The organism is Streptomyces misionensis (assembly GCF_900104815.1).
GTDB classification, from domain to species: Bacteria; Actinomycetota; Actinomycetes; order Streptomycetales; family Streptomycetaceae; genus Streptomyces; species Streptomyces misionensis.
Window position 1 is genome coordinate 3,905,295 of record NZ_FNTD01000004.1, and the last position, 18,450, is coordinate 3,923,744.

Genomic DNA, 18,450 nt, shown 5'->3' on the forward strand with positions numbered 1-18,450 from the left:
CCGGGCGCGTGGTGGCCGGACGCGCCCGCCGCGCCCGGCCCCGGGTCCGCCCGGCCTCAGTTCCGCCCGGCCCCGTTCAGCGAGGCGAGCGACGTGTCCGCCAGGCCCAGTTCGCCCGCCTTCTCCAGCAGCTGACGGAACTGCGCGGCCTCCGCGCCGCCCCCGTTCATCAGCTTCATCAGCAGGGCCGACACCGTCAGGTTCTGCACGTCGGCCGTGCCCAGGGAGCCCAGCACCCGGCTCAGGTCCTCGGTGAAGCTCGCCGACCCGTCCAGCCACGGCTTCGCCAGCGTCTGCGCGGTGCGGGAGTTGGCCACGAAGCCGTCGACGCCCTTGCCGAGCGAGACCGCCGAAACCAGCCGGTCGAAGAAGACGGACTCCCCGCCGACGATGTCGATGTCGGCGTTCTCCAGCCCGGTCGCGAGCACCGTCGCCTGCGCCTCGGCGACCTGGCGCTGCGTCTCCAGTCCGGCCAGCCGGATCTCCTTCTCGGCCTGGAGCCGCAGCCGGTACTCCTCGTGTCCGCGCGACGCCTCGTCCAGCGCGGCCATCGCCGCGGCCTTCTCGGTGAGCCCCGCCGCCTCGGCCTTCAGCTTCTCGCCGATGCCGGACGCCTCCGCGAGCGCCGCCGCCTTCGCGCCCTCCGCCTCGGCGAGCGCCTTGGCCCGCGCGCCCTCGGCCTCCGCCTTGAGCCGTGCCTCGGTCGCCGCGGCCGCCGCCTGCGCGCCCTCGGCCTCCGCGAGCCCCTTGGCCCGCGTCCCCTCGGCCTCCGCGAGGGCCTTCGCCTGGACGCCCTCCGCCTCGGCGCGCAGCCGCGCCTGGGTGGCCTCCGCCTCCGCGCGGCCGGCCTTCACGGTGACCTCGGCCTCCTTGTCGCGCACCTGCACCGCGGCCAGTCCCTCGGCGGCGGACTCCGCCTGGACGCCCTCGGCGAGCCGCAGCTTGGCCCGTGCGTCGAGGTCGGCGGTCTTCAACCGCGCCTCGGCGAGGGTGAGTTCCTCGGCGGCGCGGTGCGTGGCGGCCTGCTCGGCGGCCTCCGCGGCCTTGATGTCCTTGACCAGCTTCTCCTGCGCCTCCGCCTCGGCGGCGATGACCAGGGCCTGCCGCTCGCGCTCGGCCTCCTCGACCACGCGCAGCTTCTTGATGGACTCCTCCTGCTCGGCGACCGTACGGTCCACCGCGACCCGCTCCCGGATGACCTCGGCGATGTCTCGCCGCTCCGCCTCGACCTCCTTCTCGGCGGAGATCCGGGTCAGCTGGGTCTCCCGCTCGCGGGCGATGACCTCCAGCAGGCGGTCCTTCTCGATGCGCTCGTTCTCCACGGCGATGACCCGCTCGCGGTTCTTCGCGGCGACCGCGATCTCCCGCGCCTGGTTCTCCCGCTGCACGCCGAGCTGCTCCTCGGTGCGCAGGAACGCGCCCTGCGCGCGCAGCCGCTCCTCCTCGACCACGCGGGCGGTCTCGGCCTCCTCGCGGGCCCGGGAGGTCTCGATCTCCCGCTTCTGCTTGATCTCGGCGTCCGCCTGCCGGCGCTCCAGCTCCAGGATGGCCTCGCGGGCGTCGACGTCCTGGCGGGTGATCTCCTTCTGCTCGGTGCGCTTGGCCTCGTTGGTGCGCACGTGCTCCACGGCCGTCAGCTCGGTGATCTTGCGGATGCCCTGGGCGTCGAGGACGTTGGCCGGGTCCAGCTGGCTCAGCGGCGTCTGCTCCAGGTAGTCGATCGCCGCGTCCTCCAGGTGGTACCCGTTGAGGTCGACACCGATCAACTCGATGATGTGGTACCGCAGTTCCTCGCGCTTGGTGTACAGGTCGGTGAAGTCCATCTGCTTGCCGACGGTCTTCAGCGCCTCGGAGAACTTGGCGTGGAACAGCTCCTGGAGCGTGTCCTGGTGGCTGGCGCGCTCGGTGCCCACGGACTGGGCGACCTTGATGACGTCCTGCTCGGTCTTGTTGACCTTGACGAAGAACAGGATGCGGATGTCGGCGCGGATGTTGTCCCGGCAGATCAGCCCGTCCCGGCCGGCCCGGCTGATCTCGATGGTCTTCACCGAGATGTCCATGACCTCGGCCTTGTGCAGGATCGGCAGCACGACCTGGCCGGTGAAGGAGACGTCGACCCGCCGGGTCTTCGACACGATCAGGGCCTGGCTCTGGTCGACCTTGCGGTACAGCCGGGAGAACCCGAACAACAGGAGCAGGGCGACGATCACACAGGCGGCGACGAGCACACCGAGGGCTTCCATGGCATACGTCCTTGCGTCAGACGGTGGGTCGGAGCTCCCCCGAGGCCCGGCCGCGGAGGCATGCGCCCATGCCCCCGCGGCGGACCCTCCGTAGTGCTCCCCGCGCAGATGGTGCGCCGGGAACAGCCGTTCGCGCATTGCCGGTTTCCGGCAGTGTTCACTACTGTCTGCATGCCGGACATGCGCTGAGAAAGCGTCACGGGCGCGTGAAAATCACGGGGGGAACGGGGCAGGGTGGCCGAGCACGAGATACCGGGGCGCTATCTGGACGGTTTCGCCCCGATCCTGAGCGAGGTCGCGGCCACCGGCCGGCGGCTGACCCGGGAGGAGATCAAGGGCCGCCGCACCCTGGGCGAACAGGCCGCAGAGGCCGGGCTCGGGCTGCGCGCGCTGGTCGTCGCCCATCTGGCCGCGGCGCGCGGCGCCTGGCCCGTCGGCCCCGGCAGCGCGGAGAGCACGCTGGCCGCGCTGGCCGCCGTGGAACAGGCCGTCGACGCGTTCGCGGAGGGCTACGAGCGTGCCCAGCGGCTCACGGTACGCCGCGAGGAGGCGGCCCGCCGGGAGTTCATCGACGATCTGCTCTACGGCCGCAGCGACCTGGGACGGCTGGCCGAGCGCGCCGAGCGGTTCGGGCTGCGCCTCTCGCGGGCGCACGCGGTCGCGGTCGCCGAGGGCGCGCAGCCGTACGTGGAGGGCGGCCCGGTGGCCCGGCGGGTGGAGGGCGAGGTGCTGGCCCGGTTCGACTCGCACAGCATCCTGCTCACCACGAAGAACGGCCGGCTGCTGTGCGTCGCGCCCGGCGACAACGGCGATGTGCTCGACCACTTCGCGCGGCAGGCGTGCGCGGCCGCCGAGGGCGGCCGGGTGGCCATCGGACGCCCGCAGCCCGGCCCCGGCGGGGTCGTGCAGTCGTACGAGGAGGCCCTGGCCGCGCTGGACATGGCCGAGCGGCTGGGGCTGCCGGGGCCGCTGCTGCGCGCCGCCGACCTGCTCGTCTACCCGGTGCTGGCCCGCGACCGGCAGGCCATGGCCGATCTGGTGCAGCACACGCTGGGTCCGCTGACCGAGGCCCGGGGCGGCGCGGGCCCGCTGCTGGAGACCCTGGTCGCCTACTTCGACTCCGGCTGCGTGGCCGCCGAGGCGGCCCGCCGGCTCTCGCTCAGCGTGCGCGCGCTCACCTACCGCCTGGAGCGCATCCGCAAACTCACCGCCGCCGACCCCGCCGACCCCGCGCACCGGTACATGCTCCAGACGGCGGTGATCGGGGCCCGGCTCCTCGGCTGGCCCGGCCAGCCGCTGTGACCGGGAGGAGAACGCCGTGAGCCGCGCCGCCGAGGAGACCAACCGCCGCATGCTGCGGGCGCGGGACGCGATGGACCGCGACTACGCCCGTCCGCTGGACGTCCCCGCCCTGGCCCGGATCGCGCATGTGTCGCCCGCGCACTTCAGCCGCACCTTCCGGGCCACGTTCGGCGAGACGCCCCACCGCTATCTGCAACGCCGCCGGGTGGAACGGGCGATGTACCTGCTGCGCGAGACCGGCCGGAGCGTGACGGACATCGCCTTCGCGGTGGGCTTCGCGAGTCCGGGCACCTTCAGCCGCACCTTCCGCGACATCGTCGGCCGCTCACCGCGCGCCTACCGCAAGGAGGCGGTGGCCGCGGGCGTGCCGACGTGCTTCACGATGGCGTGGTCCCGGCCCGACTGAGCAGTTTCGGATAAGTTTTCGCGGCGTCCGCTCACTAGCGTGGTCGTCATGTTCAACGCCATCACGCAGTCACAGATCTACGTCCTCGACCAGGACGAGGCCCTCGACTTCTACGTCGGAAAGCTCGGTCTGGAGGTCGCGGCCGACGTCAGCCTGGGCTTCATGCGCTGGCTGACCGTCAGCATCCCCGGCCACCCCGAGCGGCAGATCCTCCTGGAGAAGCCGGGCGCCCCGGCGATGTCCGAGGAGACCGCCGAGCAGGTGCGCGAACTGGTCGCCAAGGGCGCCATGGGGGGCTGGCTCATCCTCACCACGGACGACTGCCGGGGGACCTACAAGACGCTGCTGGACAAGGGCGTGGAGTTCACGGAGGAGCCCACCGAGCGCCCGTACGGCATCGACTGCGGCCTGCGCGACCCCTTCGGCAACCGCATCCGCTTCACCCAGCCGCGTTCCTGACGCCGCCGCGCGCGGAACGTGCCGGGGGCTACTCGTCGACCGGCCGTTCCGGGCGGGCCCGGCCCGGTTCTGGGAGCTTGTCCTGCTGGGCGCGGGTGACCAGGACGTCCCCGATGAACAGGTCGTACACCAGGATTCCGATGACCCCGCCGATCAGCGGGCCCACGATGGGGATCCACCAGTAGTGGGCGAACACGCCGGAGAGGCTGCCCGGGAAGGCCAGGCTCCCCCAGCCCTCCGCGTAGGTGAGCAGCCGGGGCCCGAAGTCACGGGCCGGGTTGATGGCGTAGCCGGCGTTGGCGCCGAAGGACATGCCGATGGCGGCCACGACGAAGCCGATGATCAGGGGGGCCAGATTGGCCCGCACGGCCTGGTTGCGCAGGTCGAGGACGGCCACCACGAGCATCACCAGGAACGCCGTACCGACGATCTGGTCGATCAGCGGGCCCCAGAACCCGCCGTGGAAGTAGGCGGCGGGGAAGGTCGCGAAGATGGAGAACGTGGCGTTCGTGTGCCCGTTCACCTTGGGGCCGGGGGCGGCGGCGTCATAGGCGTGGATCGCCTGGTGGTAGACCAGGTAGACCAGGGCCGCCCCGGTGAAGGCGCCGACCACCTGGGCGCACCAGTAGGGCACCACCTTGAGCCAGGGGAAGCCGCGGCGCACGGCCATCGCCAGGGTGATCGCGGGGTTGAGGTGGGCGCCGCTGACTCCGCCGGCCACGTAGACGCCGAAGACGACGGCCATCGCCCAGCCCCAGGTGATCAGCAGCCAGTCGCCGGCGGCGAGGAAGATGGTGGTGGGGGTGGCGGCACGGCCCGAGCCGGGCAGCGCGGCGACGGCCATCGCGACCGAACCGCAGCCGAAGCAGATGAGGACGAACGTCCCGAGGAACTCCGCCAGGCACTCGCCCAGCAGGCCGCCTCTGGCGCGCAGCGTGGAGGGTTTGATCAGCGACGGGATCTCGACAGCCATGAAAGGCCCCCTTGAGGAGGAGCAATACGGCCAACGTCACCATATTGCGGCAGAAATGCTCTTCACGCAGGGTGAGTCGAGGGACCCTCACCCCTTCGTGGGTGCCCGGCCGTCAGCGGCTGTCGAGGTCGTCCGCGAAGTGCCGGAAGCCGTGCCGGTCCCGGTGCATGCCCCAGAGCATCTCGGCCAGCACGGCGGGGTCCTTGCGCGCGTGTCCGGGCGTGATGGCGCCCGGGATGACCAGTTGCGCGACGTGGATGCCCTCGGGGGCCAGCCGTTCGTGCAGCAGGTGCCCGTAGGCGCTCTCCGCGGCGAACGCGATGGACGTACCGGCCCGCTCGATGTGCGGCACGGCGGCGGTACCCCCGTTCACCAGCAGTATCGTGCCGCGCCCCAGTTCCCGCATCCCGGGCAGCACCTGCTGGACGGCGGCCACGGGGCCGTACACCGAGAACTCGACGGGGCCGGCCAGCTGCCGGTACCCGGTCTCCAGCACCGGCAGCATGAAGTCCCGGTGCGGCACCGGGCTGTACTGGAGAACCTCCACGGTCCCCAGCTCCCGCCCGGCCTCCGCGAGCGCGCGGGCCAGCCGTTCGGGCTCGCGCACATCGGCGGGGAAGCCGCGCGCGCGGACGCCGTCCGCGGCCAGTTCCCCGGCCAGCGCGTCGAGCCGTGCGCGGTCGCGGGCGACGAGGGCGACGTCGTACCCTTCCCGCCCGAACCGGCGGGCGGCGGCGGCACCGAGCCCGCGTCCCGCTCCCACGATGGCGACTGTGCTCACGCCCACCATCCGTACCCCACGGCGGCCCGCCCCGCACCCCGGCCGGTCAGGCCATCCAGAAGAACACGGCGGTCATGCGCTTCTTCGCCAGCGTGTCCCCGGTGTAACCGGTTGCGCTGTGCACGAGGTTGGCGTTGTAGAGGAGCAGCCGGTTGTACTTGTGGGGTACGCGGACGTCCTCCTCGAAGGCGTCCGGGGCCACGAAGCGGGTGCCCAGGGCGTCCACCAGGTTGTTGTGCGGGGCCTGGACGACGTTGCCGCCGAGCCGGCCGCCGGGCAGGTGCTGGCGGTAGAAGCTGGTCCCGCAGTCCTTGGGGACTCCGGGGTTGAGGTAGAGCACGGCCGCGTACCGGCACAGCGCCCGCGAGTCGGTGTGCGGGCGCGGCTCGCTCTCGCCGGCGCCGACGACCTGGACGCAGTTGTGGTTGAGCGTGCCACCGCCGGGCGCCGGCTGCACCCACAGCCTCCCGGCGCCGGTCGCCTCGCGCACCAGCTTCTCGACGACCGCGAGTTCACCGGGTTCCAGGCCGGGCATGGCGCGCAGGCCCGGCCAGGTCTCGGAGGTGTACGGGTACCCCTTCGCCCAGTCGTCCTTGGCCAGGCACCGCGCGCGCACCGCGTCCGGATCGGGCAGCACGTCGTCCAGGACCCAGTAGTCGCGGCCCCTGGTCGGCTTGCGGTAGGGCAGGACGGGCAGCGCGCCCGCGGGCCGGGGCGCGGGCGGCCCGGGGGCCGGCTGTGGGGGCATGCGGCGAATCTAGGCCCGCGCCCGCGCGGCCTTCTCCCGAAGACCGGTCAACCTTTCCCCAACCGTGTGCCATGCACACCAATACCTGGCAACCCCCAGGTCACCCGCGGTCCTCGGCCGGTCAGGCGAGCCAGACCGTGGTGTCCGGCGGCAGCCCGCCGTCCCCCGGCAGCGGCGCGCTGCCCAGCAGCACCTCACCCGGCGGCATCGCCACCGCCTCCGTCCCGAGATTGGTGACGCACCGCCACCCCTCGCTCCGCCGGAAGTCCAGCACGTGCTCGGGGCATCCGGGCGTCCACTCCAGCTCCTCCCCGCCGAGCAGCTTGCGGCGCAGCCGCAGGGCGGTGCGGTACAGCTCCAGCGTCGACCCGGCCGCCCCACTCTGCGCCTCGACGGCGTACGCCGCGAAGGACGCGGGCTGCGGCAGCCAGGCGCCGCCGGGCCCGAAGCCGTAACTCGGTCCGCCCGTCGTCCAGGGCAGCGGCACCCGGCAGCCGTCGCGGCCCTTGCGGACGTGCCCGGTCTGCTCCCAGATCGGGTCCTGGAGCACCTCGGCGGGCAGATCGGCGACCTCGGGCAGCCCGAGTTCCTCGCCCTGGTAGAGGTACGACGACCCGGGCAGCGCCAGCATCAGCAGGGTCGCCGCGCGGGCCCGGCGCAGCCCCGCCGCCGGGTCGATCGCGGGCGCGTGGCCGCCGGACAGCAGCCATGCGCCGGGGTCGGTGCCGGGCGGCAGGACCAGCCGGGAGGCGTGGCGCACGACGTCGTGGTTGGACAGCACCCAGGTGGCGGCGGCCCCGGCGGCGCGCGCGGTGGCCAGCTCCTCGGTGATCACGCGGCGCAGCTCGGCCGCGTCCCACGGCGCTTGCAGGTACTCGAAGTTGAAGGCCTGGCCGAGTTCGTCGGGGCGGGCGTACAGCGCGCGGCGGGGGCCCGGCACCCAGGCCTCGGCGACGGCGCTGCGCGGCGGCCGGTAGGCGTCGAAGACCTTGCGCCAGTCGCGGTAGATCTCGTGCACCTCGTCGCGGTCCCAGTGGGGGTGGTCGCCGGGCGGCACGCGCAGCAGGGCGGTCTCCCCGGCGGCGCCGATGTCCCCGAGGTCGCGCAGCGGCTCGGTCAGGTCCTTGGCCAGGCCGTGCGCCACGTCCACGCGGAAGCCGTCCACGCCCCGGTCGGACCAGAACCGCAGGGTGGTGCGGAAGTCGGCGCGGACCTCCTCGTTCTCCCAGTTGAGATCCGGCTGTTCGGCGGCGAACAGATGCAGGTACCACTCGCCGTCGGGCACCCGGTGCCAGGCGCTGCCGCCGAAGACCGACTGCCAGTCCGAGGGCGGCAGTTCACCGTGCGCGCCGCGCCCGCGCCGGAAGACGTACCGCTCGCGGGCCGCGGAGCCGGGGCCGGCCCGCAGCGCCTCCTGGAACCAGGGGTGCTGGTGGGAGGTGTGATTGGGCACCAGGTCCACCACGACCTTCAGGCCCAGCCGGTGCGCCTCGGCGACCAGGGCGTCGAAGTCGTCCAGGGTGCCCAGGCGCGGGTCGACGTCCCGGTGGTCGGCGACGTCGTAACCGCCGTCGGCGAGCTCGGACGGGTAGAACGGGCTCAGCCACAGGGCGTCCACGCCGAGCGTGGCGAGATGGCCGAGCCGCCGGGTGATGCCCCGGAGGTCGCCGAGCCCGTCGCCGTCGGCGTCCGCGAAGCTGCGGGGGTAGACCTGGTAGATGACGGCCTGACGCCACCAGTCGGGGTTCCGGGAGGAGAGGTCTGCCATGCGGGCTCCCTTCAAGACGGTTGTAGGGAATCTGTCCACATTGCCCGGAAAGCGAACCTTGGAAACCGGACCGGCCCGTCAGCGGCCCCCGACGGTCTCCAGGAACAGCCGCGCGTACCGTTTTGCGTGCACCGCCAACGCGACGTCGACCAGGGCCTGTTCGCGCCGTCCGTGATGGGCCTCGGACTCGCCGGGGCGCGTCCGGCGGTCCACGATCGTCTGGCCGCGCGCGGGGCCGGGGGCGAGGCAGACCTCGACGGGCAGCGGCCGGGTGGTCAGCCCCGCCGGATCGGCGACCGCGCACACCGCCCCCGCGTCCCCGAGGCAGCCCGTCTCCTCGGGCCCGTCCGGGCGGTGCCCGAGGAGCCGGCCGGCCAGCCGGGCCCCGGGCTCGGGGCTCGCCCGCAGCCGCCGCGCCCGCGCGCCGGTCACCACCACCTCCCGGAACACGTCCAGGCCGTACATCGTGATCGGCACCCCGGCGGTGAGCACGACGGCCGCCGCCTCCGGGTCGTGCCAGACGTTGAACTCGGCGACGGCCGTGGCGTTCCCGGCGCCGACCGCGCCGCCCATGAAGACGATCCGCTCGATGTTGCGGGTCACCTCCGGATGGGTGCGCAGCAGCAGCGCGATGTTGGTCAGGGGCGCGGTGGGGACCAGGGTGACCGGCCGGGGCGAGGCCAGGATCTCCCGGCGCAGCAGGGTCACCGCGTCCACGTCGGCGGGGGCGCGGACCGGCTCCGGCAGCCCCAGGTCCCCCATGCCGTCGCCGCCGTGCCAGCCCGAGGTCCGGGCCGGTTCGAGCAGCGGCCGCTCGGCGCCCCGGCCCACCGGTATCCGCGGCGCCCCGGCCTGCTCCAGCACGGTCAGGGTGTTGCGGACCACCCGGTCCACGTCCGTGTTCCCGGCGACACAGGTCACCGCGCGCAGTTCGAGGCCGGGGTGGCGCACGGCGAACAGCAGCGCGAGGGCGTCGTCGACACCCGTGTCGCAGTCGATGATCACGGGGACGGGCTGCGGACCGGACACTGCGGACTCCTTCGTCTGACGGGACCCGAACGCTAGTTCAGCCCTCCCGTCACTCCCACAGCCCGGTCCCGCGCGCCGCCACCCGCGCGGCGATCCGGGACAGCAGCTCCGCCACCGGCAGCTCCCCGGGCCGCCGCCCGTCCCGCAGCCGTACCGCGGCCCGGTCCGCCGCGGCCTCGCGGGCGCCGATCACCGCCACGTACGGCACCAGACGCGCGGCACGGACGCGGGCGCCCAGGGAGCCCTCGCCGGGCCCGGCGAACTCCGCGCGCAACCCCCGTGCCCGCGCCTCGGCCACGACGGCCGCCGCCCGCTCCTCCTGCTCGGCGCCGACCGGCAGCACCGCCAGCTGGACCGGCGCCAGCCAGGCCGGGAAGGCGCCACCGTGCACCTCGACCAAGTGGGCCACGGCACGCTCCACGCTGCCGATGACGCTGCGGTGCACCATCACCGGGCGATGCCGGGCGCCGTCGGCGCCGGTGTAGCGCAGGCCGAAGCGGGCGGGCTGGTGGAAGTCGATCTGCACGGTGGACAGGGTGGACTCGCGCCCGGCCGGGTCCGCGATCTGCACGTCGATCTTGGGTCCGTAGAAGGCGGCCTCGCCCGCCGCCTCCTCGTACGCCACGCCGGCGCGGTCCAGCACCTCCCGCAGCAGCGCGGTGGCCCGGCGCCACAGCGCGGGGTCGGCCACGTACTTGCCGCCCGCGCCGGGCAGCGAGAGCCGGTGGCGCACGGCACGGATGCCGAGGTCGGCGTAGGCGCGGGCGATCAGCTCCAGGGCGGCGCGGGACTCGGCCACCGCCTGGTCCAGGGTGCAGAAGACATGGGCGTCGTTGAGCCGGATCGCCCGCACCCGGGTCAGCCCGCCCAGCACCCCGGACGGCTCGGCGCGGTACATGGTGCCCAACTCGGCGATACGCAGGGGCAGTTCGCGGTAACTGCGGGCGCGGGAACGGTAGATCAGGGCGTGGTGGGGACAGAGGCTGGGCCGCAGCACGACCTCCTCGGCGCCCATCCGCATGGGCGGGTACATGTCGTCGCGGTAGTGGTCCCAGTGGCCGGAGATCTCGTACAGCTCCCGCTTGCCGAGCGCGGGCGAGTACACGTGCCGGTACCCGGCCCGGACCTCGGCCTCGCGGATGTACTCCTCCAGGGTGTGCCGGACCACCGCGCCGTCCGGCAGCCAGTACGGCAGCCCGGCGCCCATCAGCGGATCGGTGCCGAACAGGCCGAGATCGCGGCCGATGCGGCGGTGGTCGGGAAGCTGGTCGTGCACGGTGTCTCCTCGATGGCTCGACGGAGGCGGACGACCCCGTGACACGCCAGAAGCCCCGGGGCGTTCACCCCGGGGCTTCGGACAGGTCGGATGTCAGCGCGCCGGGACGGTCTCCGGCGTCGTCGTGCCGTTCGGGCACGGGCTCGGGCACTGCGGGGCGCGCTGCATGGCCGGGAGGCTAGCAACGGCCGGGCGGAACGGGCGACGGGTTTTCCCCGCCCGCCCGCTCCCCCGCCCGCCCTCCCGGCCCTCACCCGTCCGGGCCCGCGCGCTGGTGGGGCGCCCGGGACGGTGGTGCCGTGAGAGGAGGCACCAGCACCGGGAGGCACCGCGATGTACGACGGCATACGACCGCACGGACGCCTGCTGACCTGCCTCATAGGCGCCGGCCTGCTCGGCGTCGGCGGCTGCGCGGCCCTGACCCTGAAGCAGCCGGCGACCGCGCCGCAGCCCCTCCCGACGATCGACCGCCCCTCCCGCGGCGAGCAGGCCCCGGCCCGGCCCGACGGCTCCACGCTCACCGACGGCCAGGCGCAGTCCGCGCTGCTCACCCAGACCGACCTCGGCGCCCCCTGGGCCGCGACCCGCGGCGCGGCGACCTGGCGGGACGGGCTGCTCAAGGCGAACACCTCGGCCGGCGACTGCCACAAACTCCTCGACGCCCTCTACAGCGACCGGTTGCTCGGCGCCCCGGCCCGCGCCGCCGTCGGCCTGGACGACGCCGACACCGACGCCCAGCTGCGCTACCAGATCGGCGCCCGCCGCCCGTCCGACGTGGACGCCGCGCTGGCCTGGCTGCGCACGATGCCGGCCAAGTGCGCCCGGTTCACGGCCACCACCCAGCAGGACACCCAGGAGGACGTCCGGGTCGCCGAACTCCCCCTGCCCGAGGTCGGCGACGCCCGCCAGGGCCTGCACATCACCCTCGACGCCACCACCTCCGACGACCAGGAGAGCCGCCTCACCCTCGACGTCGCCGCCGTCCGCGTGGGCGACGACGCCTTCGCCCTGACCAACGGCGGGCTCGCCGACGTCCCCAACGACGCCACCCAGGCGGCCGTCCAGGTGGGGGCGCTGCGGCTCGCGCAGGTGCGCAAGGAGGGCCGGGCGGAGGTGTAGGCCGGGATCAGAGCGGCGGCTGCGCCGGTGCGGGGCCCAGCGTCGTGGTGCCCGGGGCGGCGCGGTGGCCGAGTCCGGTGCGGTAGGCGTCCAGGGCGGCCTCGACCCGTCCGGTACGGCGCAGCAGATCGCCGAGGAGGCGGCACAGGTCGGCCAGGTCGCCGGCGGCGCCCGCGCGTTCCAGCAGGCTGAGGGCGCGCACGTAGTGCTCCTCGGCGGACTCGGTGTCACGGCCGTCCTCGGCGATGATGCCGAGCAGCCGGTGCGCGGCGGCGGCGTGCACGGCGCCGCGCTCGGAGGAGAAGTCGCCCAGCACTCCCTCCAGCAGCTCCGCGGCCTCCGCGGACCGGCCGCGCCGGTGCAGCACATCGGCGAGTTCCACCGCGGCCTGGCTGCGGTAGAGGGCGGCCCGGGTCTGCGACAGCATGTCCAGCGCCTGCCGCAGCTCCGTCTCCGCGGCCTCCAGGTGGTTGTTCTGCGCGTGGACGTAGCCGCGCATCCAGTGGCAGTGCGCCAGTTCGGTGCGCAGGCTGAGCTGGCGGTACAACTCGGCCGCCTTGGCGAGGGAGGCGTCGGCCTCGGCGGCGCGGCCCTCGGCGAGCAGGGTGCGGGCCACCGAGCGGTGCATCCGGGCGATCAGCGCAGGGTCGCCGGAGCGCGGGGCGAGCGCGAGGGCGAACTCGGCGGCCTGGGCGGCACGGGCGTGCGCGCCCATGTCCAGGTAGGGGCCGATGGCGCTGGCGTACAGGAGCAGCAGCGCGTCCGGGTCGTGCAGGCCGCCCCGGTTGAGTTCGTCGAGGGTGGTCTCCAGCAGGTAGACGGCGTACCGGAGTTCACCGGCCAGGTAGTGGGCGACCGCGCGGCCGCGCACGGCGGGGGCGCGGGCCGCCGGGGAGGCGTCGGCGAGCTGTTCCTCGGCCCGCTCGAAGTGGGCCCGGGCATCCGTCAACGCGCCCGTCTCCAGCGCGCATTCGCCAAGTCCCAGCAGCGCGGCGGCCTGTTCGGGGACGAGTGCGTGCGCCTCCGCCTCGGCCAGCAGGTCCGCGTAGCGCGCCGCCGCCTCCTCGGCCCGGCCGTCGGCCAGCAGCCGCTGCGCCTCGGTCAGCCGCAGCCGCAGCTCCGTGGCGAGGTGGGCGGGGCGGCCCAGCGCCAGTTCCTCGAAGCTCACGCCGAGCCGGTCCGCGATGTGCCGCAGCGCCTCGTCGGAGGCGCGCACCCGGCCCGCCTCCAGGGTGGAGATGTACGCCGGGGTGTAGGCCGGCTCCGCCAGTTGCCGCTGGGTGAGCCCGCGCTGGGCGCGCAACCGCTGCACCCGTCGTCCCACCGTTCCCGGATCGTCCCTTTCCCGCACCACCGGCACCCCCAACTCCCCCTGTCCGCCTTGCTGTTCGGCTCCCACTGCCTCTAGGTTAAACGGCGGATTAAACCTGCTTAATACGCCGCTGTCGTGTTGTGAGGTCGCCGTGTCCGGACGTACACCCGGTTCTCGCGGGAATTCCACCGCGCGCAGGGCCGTCGCCGCCGCCGTGGTCGCCGCCACCTCCCTGATCCTCGCGGCCAACGCCGGCCCGGCCCGCGCCTCGGCACCGGCGGCTCCCGCCGCGCAGGCCACCGCTGCGGCACCGGCGTCGCACTGAACACACCGACCCGCCTACCCTGCCCGCATGACCTCTGCCGCCGCCCGCACCGCGCTGGACCTCACCGCCGACCTCCCGGTCGCCAGCCTGGAGGACCTCTACCGCGATCTGCACCGCCACCCCGAGCTGTCCCTGCGCGAACACCGCACCGCCGGCAAGCTGGCCGGCCGGCTGGCGGACGCGGGGTTCGAGACGGCCGAGGGCGTCGGCGGCACCGGTGTCGTGGGCCGGCTGGCCAACGGCGACGGCCCGACCGTGCTGCTGCGCGCCGACATGGACGCGCTGCCGGTCCCGGAGGCGACCGGGCTGCCGTACGCCTCCACCACGGACGGGGTGATGCACGCCTGCGGCCACGATCTGCACGTCACCTGGCTGGCCGGGGCCGCGGCCGCGCTGGCGCGGGGGCGGGACACCTGGCGCGGCACGCTGCTGGTGGTGGGGCAGCCCGCCGAGGAGACCGGGCAGGGCGCCCGGCGGATGCTGGCGGACGGGCTGTACGAGCGGTTCGGGCGGCCCGACGTGCTGCTCGGCCAGCACGCGGCGCCGGGCCCGGCGGGGCTGTACCCGCACGCGCCGGGGCTGATCATGTCCGCCGCGACGGACGTGGACATCGTGGTGTACGGCAGGGGCGGGCACGGCTCGCGCCCGGAGGCGACGGTGGACCCGGTGGTGACCGCCGCCTACCTCGTCACCCGGCTGCAGACGGTGGTCTCCCGGGAGGTCGCGGCGGGCGAGTCCGCGGTGCTGACGGTGGGCCGGATCGAGGCGGGCACCCGGCACAACATCATCCCCGGCGAGGCGCGCATCGCGCTCAACCTGCGCACCCAGTCCGAGGCGGTACGGCAGCGGATGCTGGCCGCGATCCGGCGCATCGCCCAGGGCGAGTGCCTGGCCGCCGGCTGCCCCCGCGAGCCCGACGTCACCCTCGGCAACACCTTCCCGGTGACCGTGAACGACGCGGACACCGACCGGACCGTGGCCGCCGTGCACGGCGAGGTCTTCGGCGCGGGCACGGTGTTCGACCCGGGCCCGGCGATGGGCAGCGAGGACTTCCCGGAGTTCTCGCTGAACAGCGCCATCCCCTACTCGTACTGGTTCGTCACCACCACGCCCGCCGACGTCTGGGACCGCTCCTCCGGCGACACCCTCGCCGAGAAGCTGGCCGCCGTGCCCAGCAACCACAGCCCCCACTTCGCCCCCGACCCGGCCACGGTCGCCCCGGGCGTGCGGACCCTGGTGTCGGGGGCCCTGGCGCTGCTGTCGGAGGCGTGAGCCGGGTCAGGTCCGCTGCAACTCGCGCAGCTGCCGCCGTACGTCCTCCAGCGCGCCCTGCCTGCGCCCGGGCACCCTGGAGCGCAGCTCCGCGAGCGCGGGCCCCAGTTCACGGGCCCGCGCGGTGTCGCCGATGCGGCCCCACTGGTGGTGCGCCCGGTCGACGGCGGCCTCCACGGCGGGCGCGTCGGGGGCCTGCCCCGCCGCGAGCCTGGTCTCGGCCACCGTCATCCAGCCCCGGCAGCTGCGCCCCGCGTCTCCCGCGAACATCGCCAGGTCGGCGCGCACCTCGGCCCAGTGCAGCGCGTCCTCGGACGCCGGCCCGTGCTCCCCGACGGCCGCCTCCTGGAGCCGCGCCGCGATCGCGTCGGCCTCCTCGTGCCGCCCGTCCCGTACGGCGTCACTGATGGCGACGTGCGGATCGCCAACGGCCTCCGGGAGCCCGTCCGCAGGGACCGGCGGCGAAGCGGCGCCGCCCTCCGCCCGCGCGTCGTCCCCCGGCCCCTCGCCCGCGCCGGGCTCCGCCGGTTCGGCCACGCCCGCGTCCCCGGCCGCGTCCCCGGCGTCGGCCGCCGCGCCGGAAACCGGCCGGACGGCGTCGGCGGCCACGGGACCGGCACCGCCGGCCCGCACCGCGTCCGGCACGTCCACCCGCGGCCCCGGGATCGCCCCGGTCCCCGCGTACCCGCCGGGGTGCCCGGCGCCCACCACCGCGCCGAACCCGTCGGACGGCCCGGCGGGGCCCGTCCACCCGGGGCCGGCCGCGGCGGCGCCCGGGGGCGCGCCGAACCCGGGTTCACCGGGACCGGCGTACGCGGCGACCTGGGGCGGTCCCAGGAGGACGTTGACGGCGGTCTCCTCCGCGATGCGGGCGAGGGCCTGGTAGTGGAGCTCGTCCAGCGGCGGGCGGTGACCGCTGCGCAGCAGGGTGGCGACCGTCTTCATGTACGTCGGCTCGGCCGGCCCCCGGCGCCCGGGCGGCGGTGCGACGCGGCCGTAGACCGCGGCCGTGCGGCCCGCGTCCAGCGGCTGTTCGTGCAGGTACCGCCAGGCCTCCGGGTCCGCGTGCAGGTCGAGGAGGACCGCGGTCCGCCCCGGCGGCCGCAGCCGCAGCTCCTCGCGGATCCAGTGCCAGGGCAGCGCGGTGTAGCGGACCGTGGCCGGCGTGGTGCGGGCCAGCGCGAGGTGCGGCAGCCGCTGCCGGCGGTCCAGGTGCAGCTGGCCGGTGAGGTACACGGTGAGCGGCCCCGGCGCGGCCGCCGCGGCCCGCAGCCGGGTCAGCACGCCCTGCGGGTCCACCGGGTCCGCGAGTTCCACGACGTTGGCGGTGTCGGTGCCGGACAGCACGGCGGGGGCGACGGCGGCCAGCACCGGCAGCACGGAGGCCGCGTCCACCAGGCGTCCCCGGCCCAGCGGCGCGGCCGCGAGCAGCAGCACGGTTCCGGGCATGGTCCCTCCCCCTGTAGGCCCTGCGGTCCCTGTGGATCCGCACTCTCCCGCCAGCACCGTAACCGCTGGGACCGCCCCGACGCGCCTCAGGACGCCGAACTTCCCCGTTCGGGGTCGTCGCCCGCCCACACCCGCTCCGGCAGCCATCTCCCGCTGTTCCACCCCGGGAACACCGCCGTCCGCGGTCCTTCGTCGCCGACCGGGAGGCGGCGCACCGCGAAGATCGTGGTGTCGTCCGCCAGCACGCCCCCGCTGTGCCGCCGGACACCGTCGTGGACACGGCGCACCAGGCGCTCGGGCTCGGCGCAGCACGGATCGGCCACGACGGCTTCGGCGACGTCGCCGACCAGGTCGTAGAACTCGCCGTGGCGGTCCCGGGCCTCGGTCACCCCGTCCGTGACCAGCAGCAGCGTCTCGTCCTCGGCCAGCGGCACCTGGTGCACCGGCGGCAGCCCGCCGACCAGGTCGCTCAGGCCGACCGGCAGCCCGTCCCCGCAGGACAGCTCGCGCACCCCGCGCGGGCCGACCACGAGCGGCGCCTCGTGCCCGAAGTTGACGATCTCGACCGTGTCGGGGGCGACCCGGGAGAAGGCGACCAGCACCGCGGTGGCGAACCGGTCACCGTCGCGGCGGCCGATCGCGGTGGCGTGGATCCGCAGCCGCAGCATCCGGATCTCCAGGCGCTCGGCGACCGTCCCGAGGTCCTTCTCGTAGTAGCCCGCCTCCCGGAAACTGCCGAGCAGCGCGGCGGCCGCCTCCACCGCGCCCGTCCCCTTGCCCTGGACGTCCCCGACCAGCACCCGGGTGCCGTACGGCCCGGGCTGGATGTCATAGAAATCGCCTCCGACCTGCGCCTCCACGTCGGCGGGGAAGTACGCGCCCGCCTGTTCGAGGCCCGCCCAGCGCTCGGGCAGCGGGCGCAGCACGGCCCGTACCGTGGCCGCCGCGACGTCCTCCATGCGCAGCATGTGCCGCTCCTGCCGCACCCGCAGGGCCGAGACCACCGTGGCCAGCGCACCGCCGAGCGCGACCAGGAGGAAGTCGGCGAAGCCCGCCCGGTACTGGTTCGGCCAGGCGTTGTCCACCAGCACGTACGCCACCAGCGAGACCACGCAGAAGCAGGCCGTGGTGCGCACCCCGCAGATCGCGGCGGCGATGCCGGGCACCAGCACGATCCAGGAGACGAACCGGTACTCCGCGTCGGTGTTGAAGTCCAGCAGCACGATGCCGACGAGCAGCAGCAGCGGCAGCAGCCAGGCGTAACCCTGCCCGCAGAGCCGCCGCCGGCGGTGCCGCTCGTACGTCATCCGGTTCACATCGGCCGAGTCTCCAGGTTCGGTCGACAAACACGGGAAGAGGGACACGCATCCGGGCACCCGTGCTCCGGACCCGCGGGACGGCCCGGGCCGCCCGGGGTTCCGCCGTCCGAGTTGCCGGGGCGGGCGCACAGGTGTGCATTGGAAGGCGAACGGGGGCGAGGAGAGAGGAGTGCTCACATGACCCATGCGGCACCCGCACCCGGTGGCATCCCCCGGCGCGCCCCGGCGCCCGAGGTGCAGGCCGCCACCTCCCCCGACCAGCGCCGTACCCCCGATGTCTTCGACGCCCGCACCCACCGGATCGGCCGGATCGCGGTCCCGGTGGTGCTGGGCCTGATCTACGGCTTCTGGGTCGCGGAGATGAACCGCGACGGCGGCCCGGTCACCGGCTGGAACCTGCTGCTGGCCTTCGCCAGCTTCCTCGTCTTCACCGTGCTGTGCCTCGCCCTGCTGGCGCTGGCCCCACGGATGATCCGGGAGGTGCACGCGCTGCTGTGGACGGCGTTCGTCGGCTGCGCGTTCGGCTTCCTGTACAGCCAGGCCGGCCACTCCGTCGCCCGGACCGTGCTGATGTCGCTGCTGGTCGCGGCGGCCACCTTCATCGTCTTCTTCTACCGGTACTACACCCGCGAGGACGCCTTCGGACGGCGGATCCGCTGAGGCCGCGTC

Annotated in this window: 17 protein-coding genes; 7 read left to right on the forward strand and 10 right to left on the reverse strand. The window is 74.6% G+C overall.

Features of this window, described 5'->3' with window-relative positions; translation table 11 throughout:
• Positions 1-56 precede the first annotated feature (56 nt).
• Positions 57-2,243: a flotillin family protein gene (locus BLW85_RS19310; protein WP_074992706.1), complete on the reverse strand. Its 2,187-nt coding sequence runs from the start codon at positions 2,241-2,243 to the stop codon at positions 57-59.
• A 234-nt stretch (positions 2,244-2,477) separates the two neighbouring features.
• Between BLW85_RS19310 and BLW85_RS19315 the strand changes: the two genes are divergently transcribed.
• From BLW85_RS19315 to BLW85_RS19325, 3 genes are read left to right on the forward strand one after another with little or no spacing between them, the layout of a single operon-like run.
• Positions 2,478-3,545, forward strand: coding sequence for a PucR family transcriptional regulator (locus BLW85_RS19315; protein WP_074992707.1), 1,068 nt, complete (start codon positions 2,478-2,480; stop codon positions 3,543-3,545).
• A 16-nt stretch (positions 3,546-3,561) separates the two neighbouring features.
• Positions 3,562-3,951: a helix-turn-helix domain-containing protein gene (locus tag BLW85_RS19320; RefSeq protein ID WP_208624864.1), complete on the forward strand. Its 390-nt coding sequence runs from the start codon at positions 3,562-3,564 to the stop codon at positions 3,949-3,951.
• 48 nt (positions 3,952-3,999) lie between these two features.
• Positions 4,000-4,410, forward strand: coding sequence for a VOC family protein (locus BLW85_RS19325; RefSeq protein WP_070024529.1), 411 nt, complete (start codon positions 4,000-4,002; stop codon positions 4,408-4,410).
• Between the two features lie 28 nt (positions 4,411-4,438).
• Here the strand turns inward: BLW85_RS19325 and BLW85_RS19330 are convergent, their stop codons facing one another.
• The 6 genes from BLW85_RS19330 to thrS all read right to left on the reverse strand — a co-directional run bounded on the left by BLW85_RS19330 (position 4,439) and on the right by thrS (position 10,985).
• A complete protein-coding gene (locus tag BLW85_RS19330) occupies positions 4,439-5,383 on the reverse strand; it encodes an MIP/aquaporin family protein (RefSeq protein WP_070024318.1) in 945 nt (314 codons plus the stop codon).
• Between the two features lie 112 nt (positions 5,384-5,495).
• The gene (locus tag BLW85_RS19335) at positions 5,496-6,173 is read right to left on the reverse strand and encodes an SDR family NAD(P)-dependent oxidoreductase (RefSeq protein ID WP_074992708.1); all 678 of its coding nucleotides are present in this window, start codon (positions 6,171-6,173) and stop codon (positions 5,496-5,498) included.
• A 37-nt stretch (positions 6,174-6,210) separates the two neighbouring features.
• Entirely contained in the window at positions 6,211-6,912 is a 702-nt protein-coding gene (locus tag BLW85_RS19340; RefSeq protein WP_074992709.1) for a DUF6445 family protein, read from the reverse strand.
• Positions 6,913-7,033: 121 nt separating this feature from the next.
• A complete protein-coding gene (locus tag BLW85_RS19345) occupies positions 7,034-8,680 on the reverse strand; it encodes a glycoside hydrolase family 13 protein (protein ID WP_074992710.1) in 1,647 nt (548 codons plus the stop codon).
• A gap of 78 nt (positions 8,681-8,758) precedes the next feature.
• Positions 8,759-9,709, reverse strand: coding sequence for a nucleoside hydrolase (locus BLW85_RS19350; protein WP_074992711.1), 951 nt, complete (start codon positions 9,707-9,709; stop codon positions 8,759-8,761).
• 49 nt (positions 9,710-9,758) lie between these two features.
• Positions 9,759-10,985: a threonine--tRNA ligase gene (thrS, locus tag BLW85_RS19355; RefSeq protein ID WP_074992712.1), complete on the reverse strand. Its 1,227-nt coding sequence runs from the start codon at positions 10,983-10,985 to the stop codon at positions 9,759-9,761.
• A gap of 333 nt (positions 10,986-11,318) precedes the next feature.
• Between thrS and BLW85_RS19360 the strand changes: the two genes are divergently transcribed.
• Positions 11,319-12,104: a hypothetical protein gene (locus tag BLW85_RS19360; protein WP_074992713.1), complete on the forward strand. Its 786-nt coding sequence runs from the start codon at positions 11,319-11,321 to the stop codon at positions 12,102-12,104.
• 7 nt (positions 12,105-12,111) lie between these two features.
• Here the strand turns inward: BLW85_RS19360 and BLW85_RS19365 are convergent, their stop codons facing one another.
• Complete coding sequence (locus tag BLW85_RS19365; protein WP_074996129.1) at positions 12,112-13,455, reverse strand: tetratricopeptide repeat protein; 1,344 nt, start codon at positions 13,453-13,455, stop codon at positions 12,112-12,114.
• Positions 13,456-13,567: 112 nt separating this feature from the next.
• Between BLW85_RS19365 and BLW85_RS39445 the strand changes: the two genes are divergently transcribed.
• Together BLW85_RS39445 and BLW85_RS19370 are read left to right on the forward strand one after the other, a co-directional pair.
• Positions 13,568-13,741 (forward strand): hypothetical protein, encoded by a 174-nt coding sequence (locus tag BLW85_RS39445; RefSeq protein WP_167381419.1) that lies wholly within the window; start codon positions 13,568-13,570, stop codon positions 13,739-13,741.
• Between the two features lie 27 nt (positions 13,742-13,768).
• Positions 13,769-15,013 carry an amidohydrolase gene (locus BLW85_RS19370; protein ID WP_074992714.1) on the forward strand — a complete coding sequence of 415 codons (1,245 nt, stop codon included), beginning with the start codon at positions 13,769-13,771 and terminating at the stop codon, positions 15,011-15,013.
• A gap of 6 nt (positions 15,014-15,019) precedes the next feature.
• On the opposite strand, the gene BLW85_RS19375 is transcribed toward BLW85_RS19370, so the two are convergent.
• Both BLW85_RS19375 and BLW85_RS19380 read right to left on the reverse strand, forming a co-directional pair.
• On the reverse strand, positions 15,020-16,462 hold the full coding sequence (locus BLW85_RS19375; RefSeq protein WP_074992715.1) for a hypothetical protein: 1,443 nt from the start codon (positions 16,460-16,462) through the stop codon (positions 15,020-15,022).
• Between the two features lie 86 nt (positions 16,463-16,548).
• Positions 16,549-17,769, reverse strand: a complete 1,221-nt coding sequence (locus tag BLW85_RS19380; RefSeq protein WP_079172631.1) for a PP2C family protein-serine/threonine phosphatase — start codon at positions 17,767-17,769, stop codon at positions 16,549-16,551.
• Between the two features lie 189 nt (positions 17,770-17,958).
• On the opposite strand from BLW85_RS19380, the gene BLW85_RS19385 reads away from it, so the two are divergent.
• On the forward strand, positions 17,959-18,441 hold the full coding sequence (locus BLW85_RS19385; protein WP_070024330.1) for a hypothetical protein: 483 nt from the start codon (positions 17,959-17,961) through the stop codon (positions 18,439-18,441).
• Positions 18,442-18,450 lie beyond the last annotated feature (9 nt).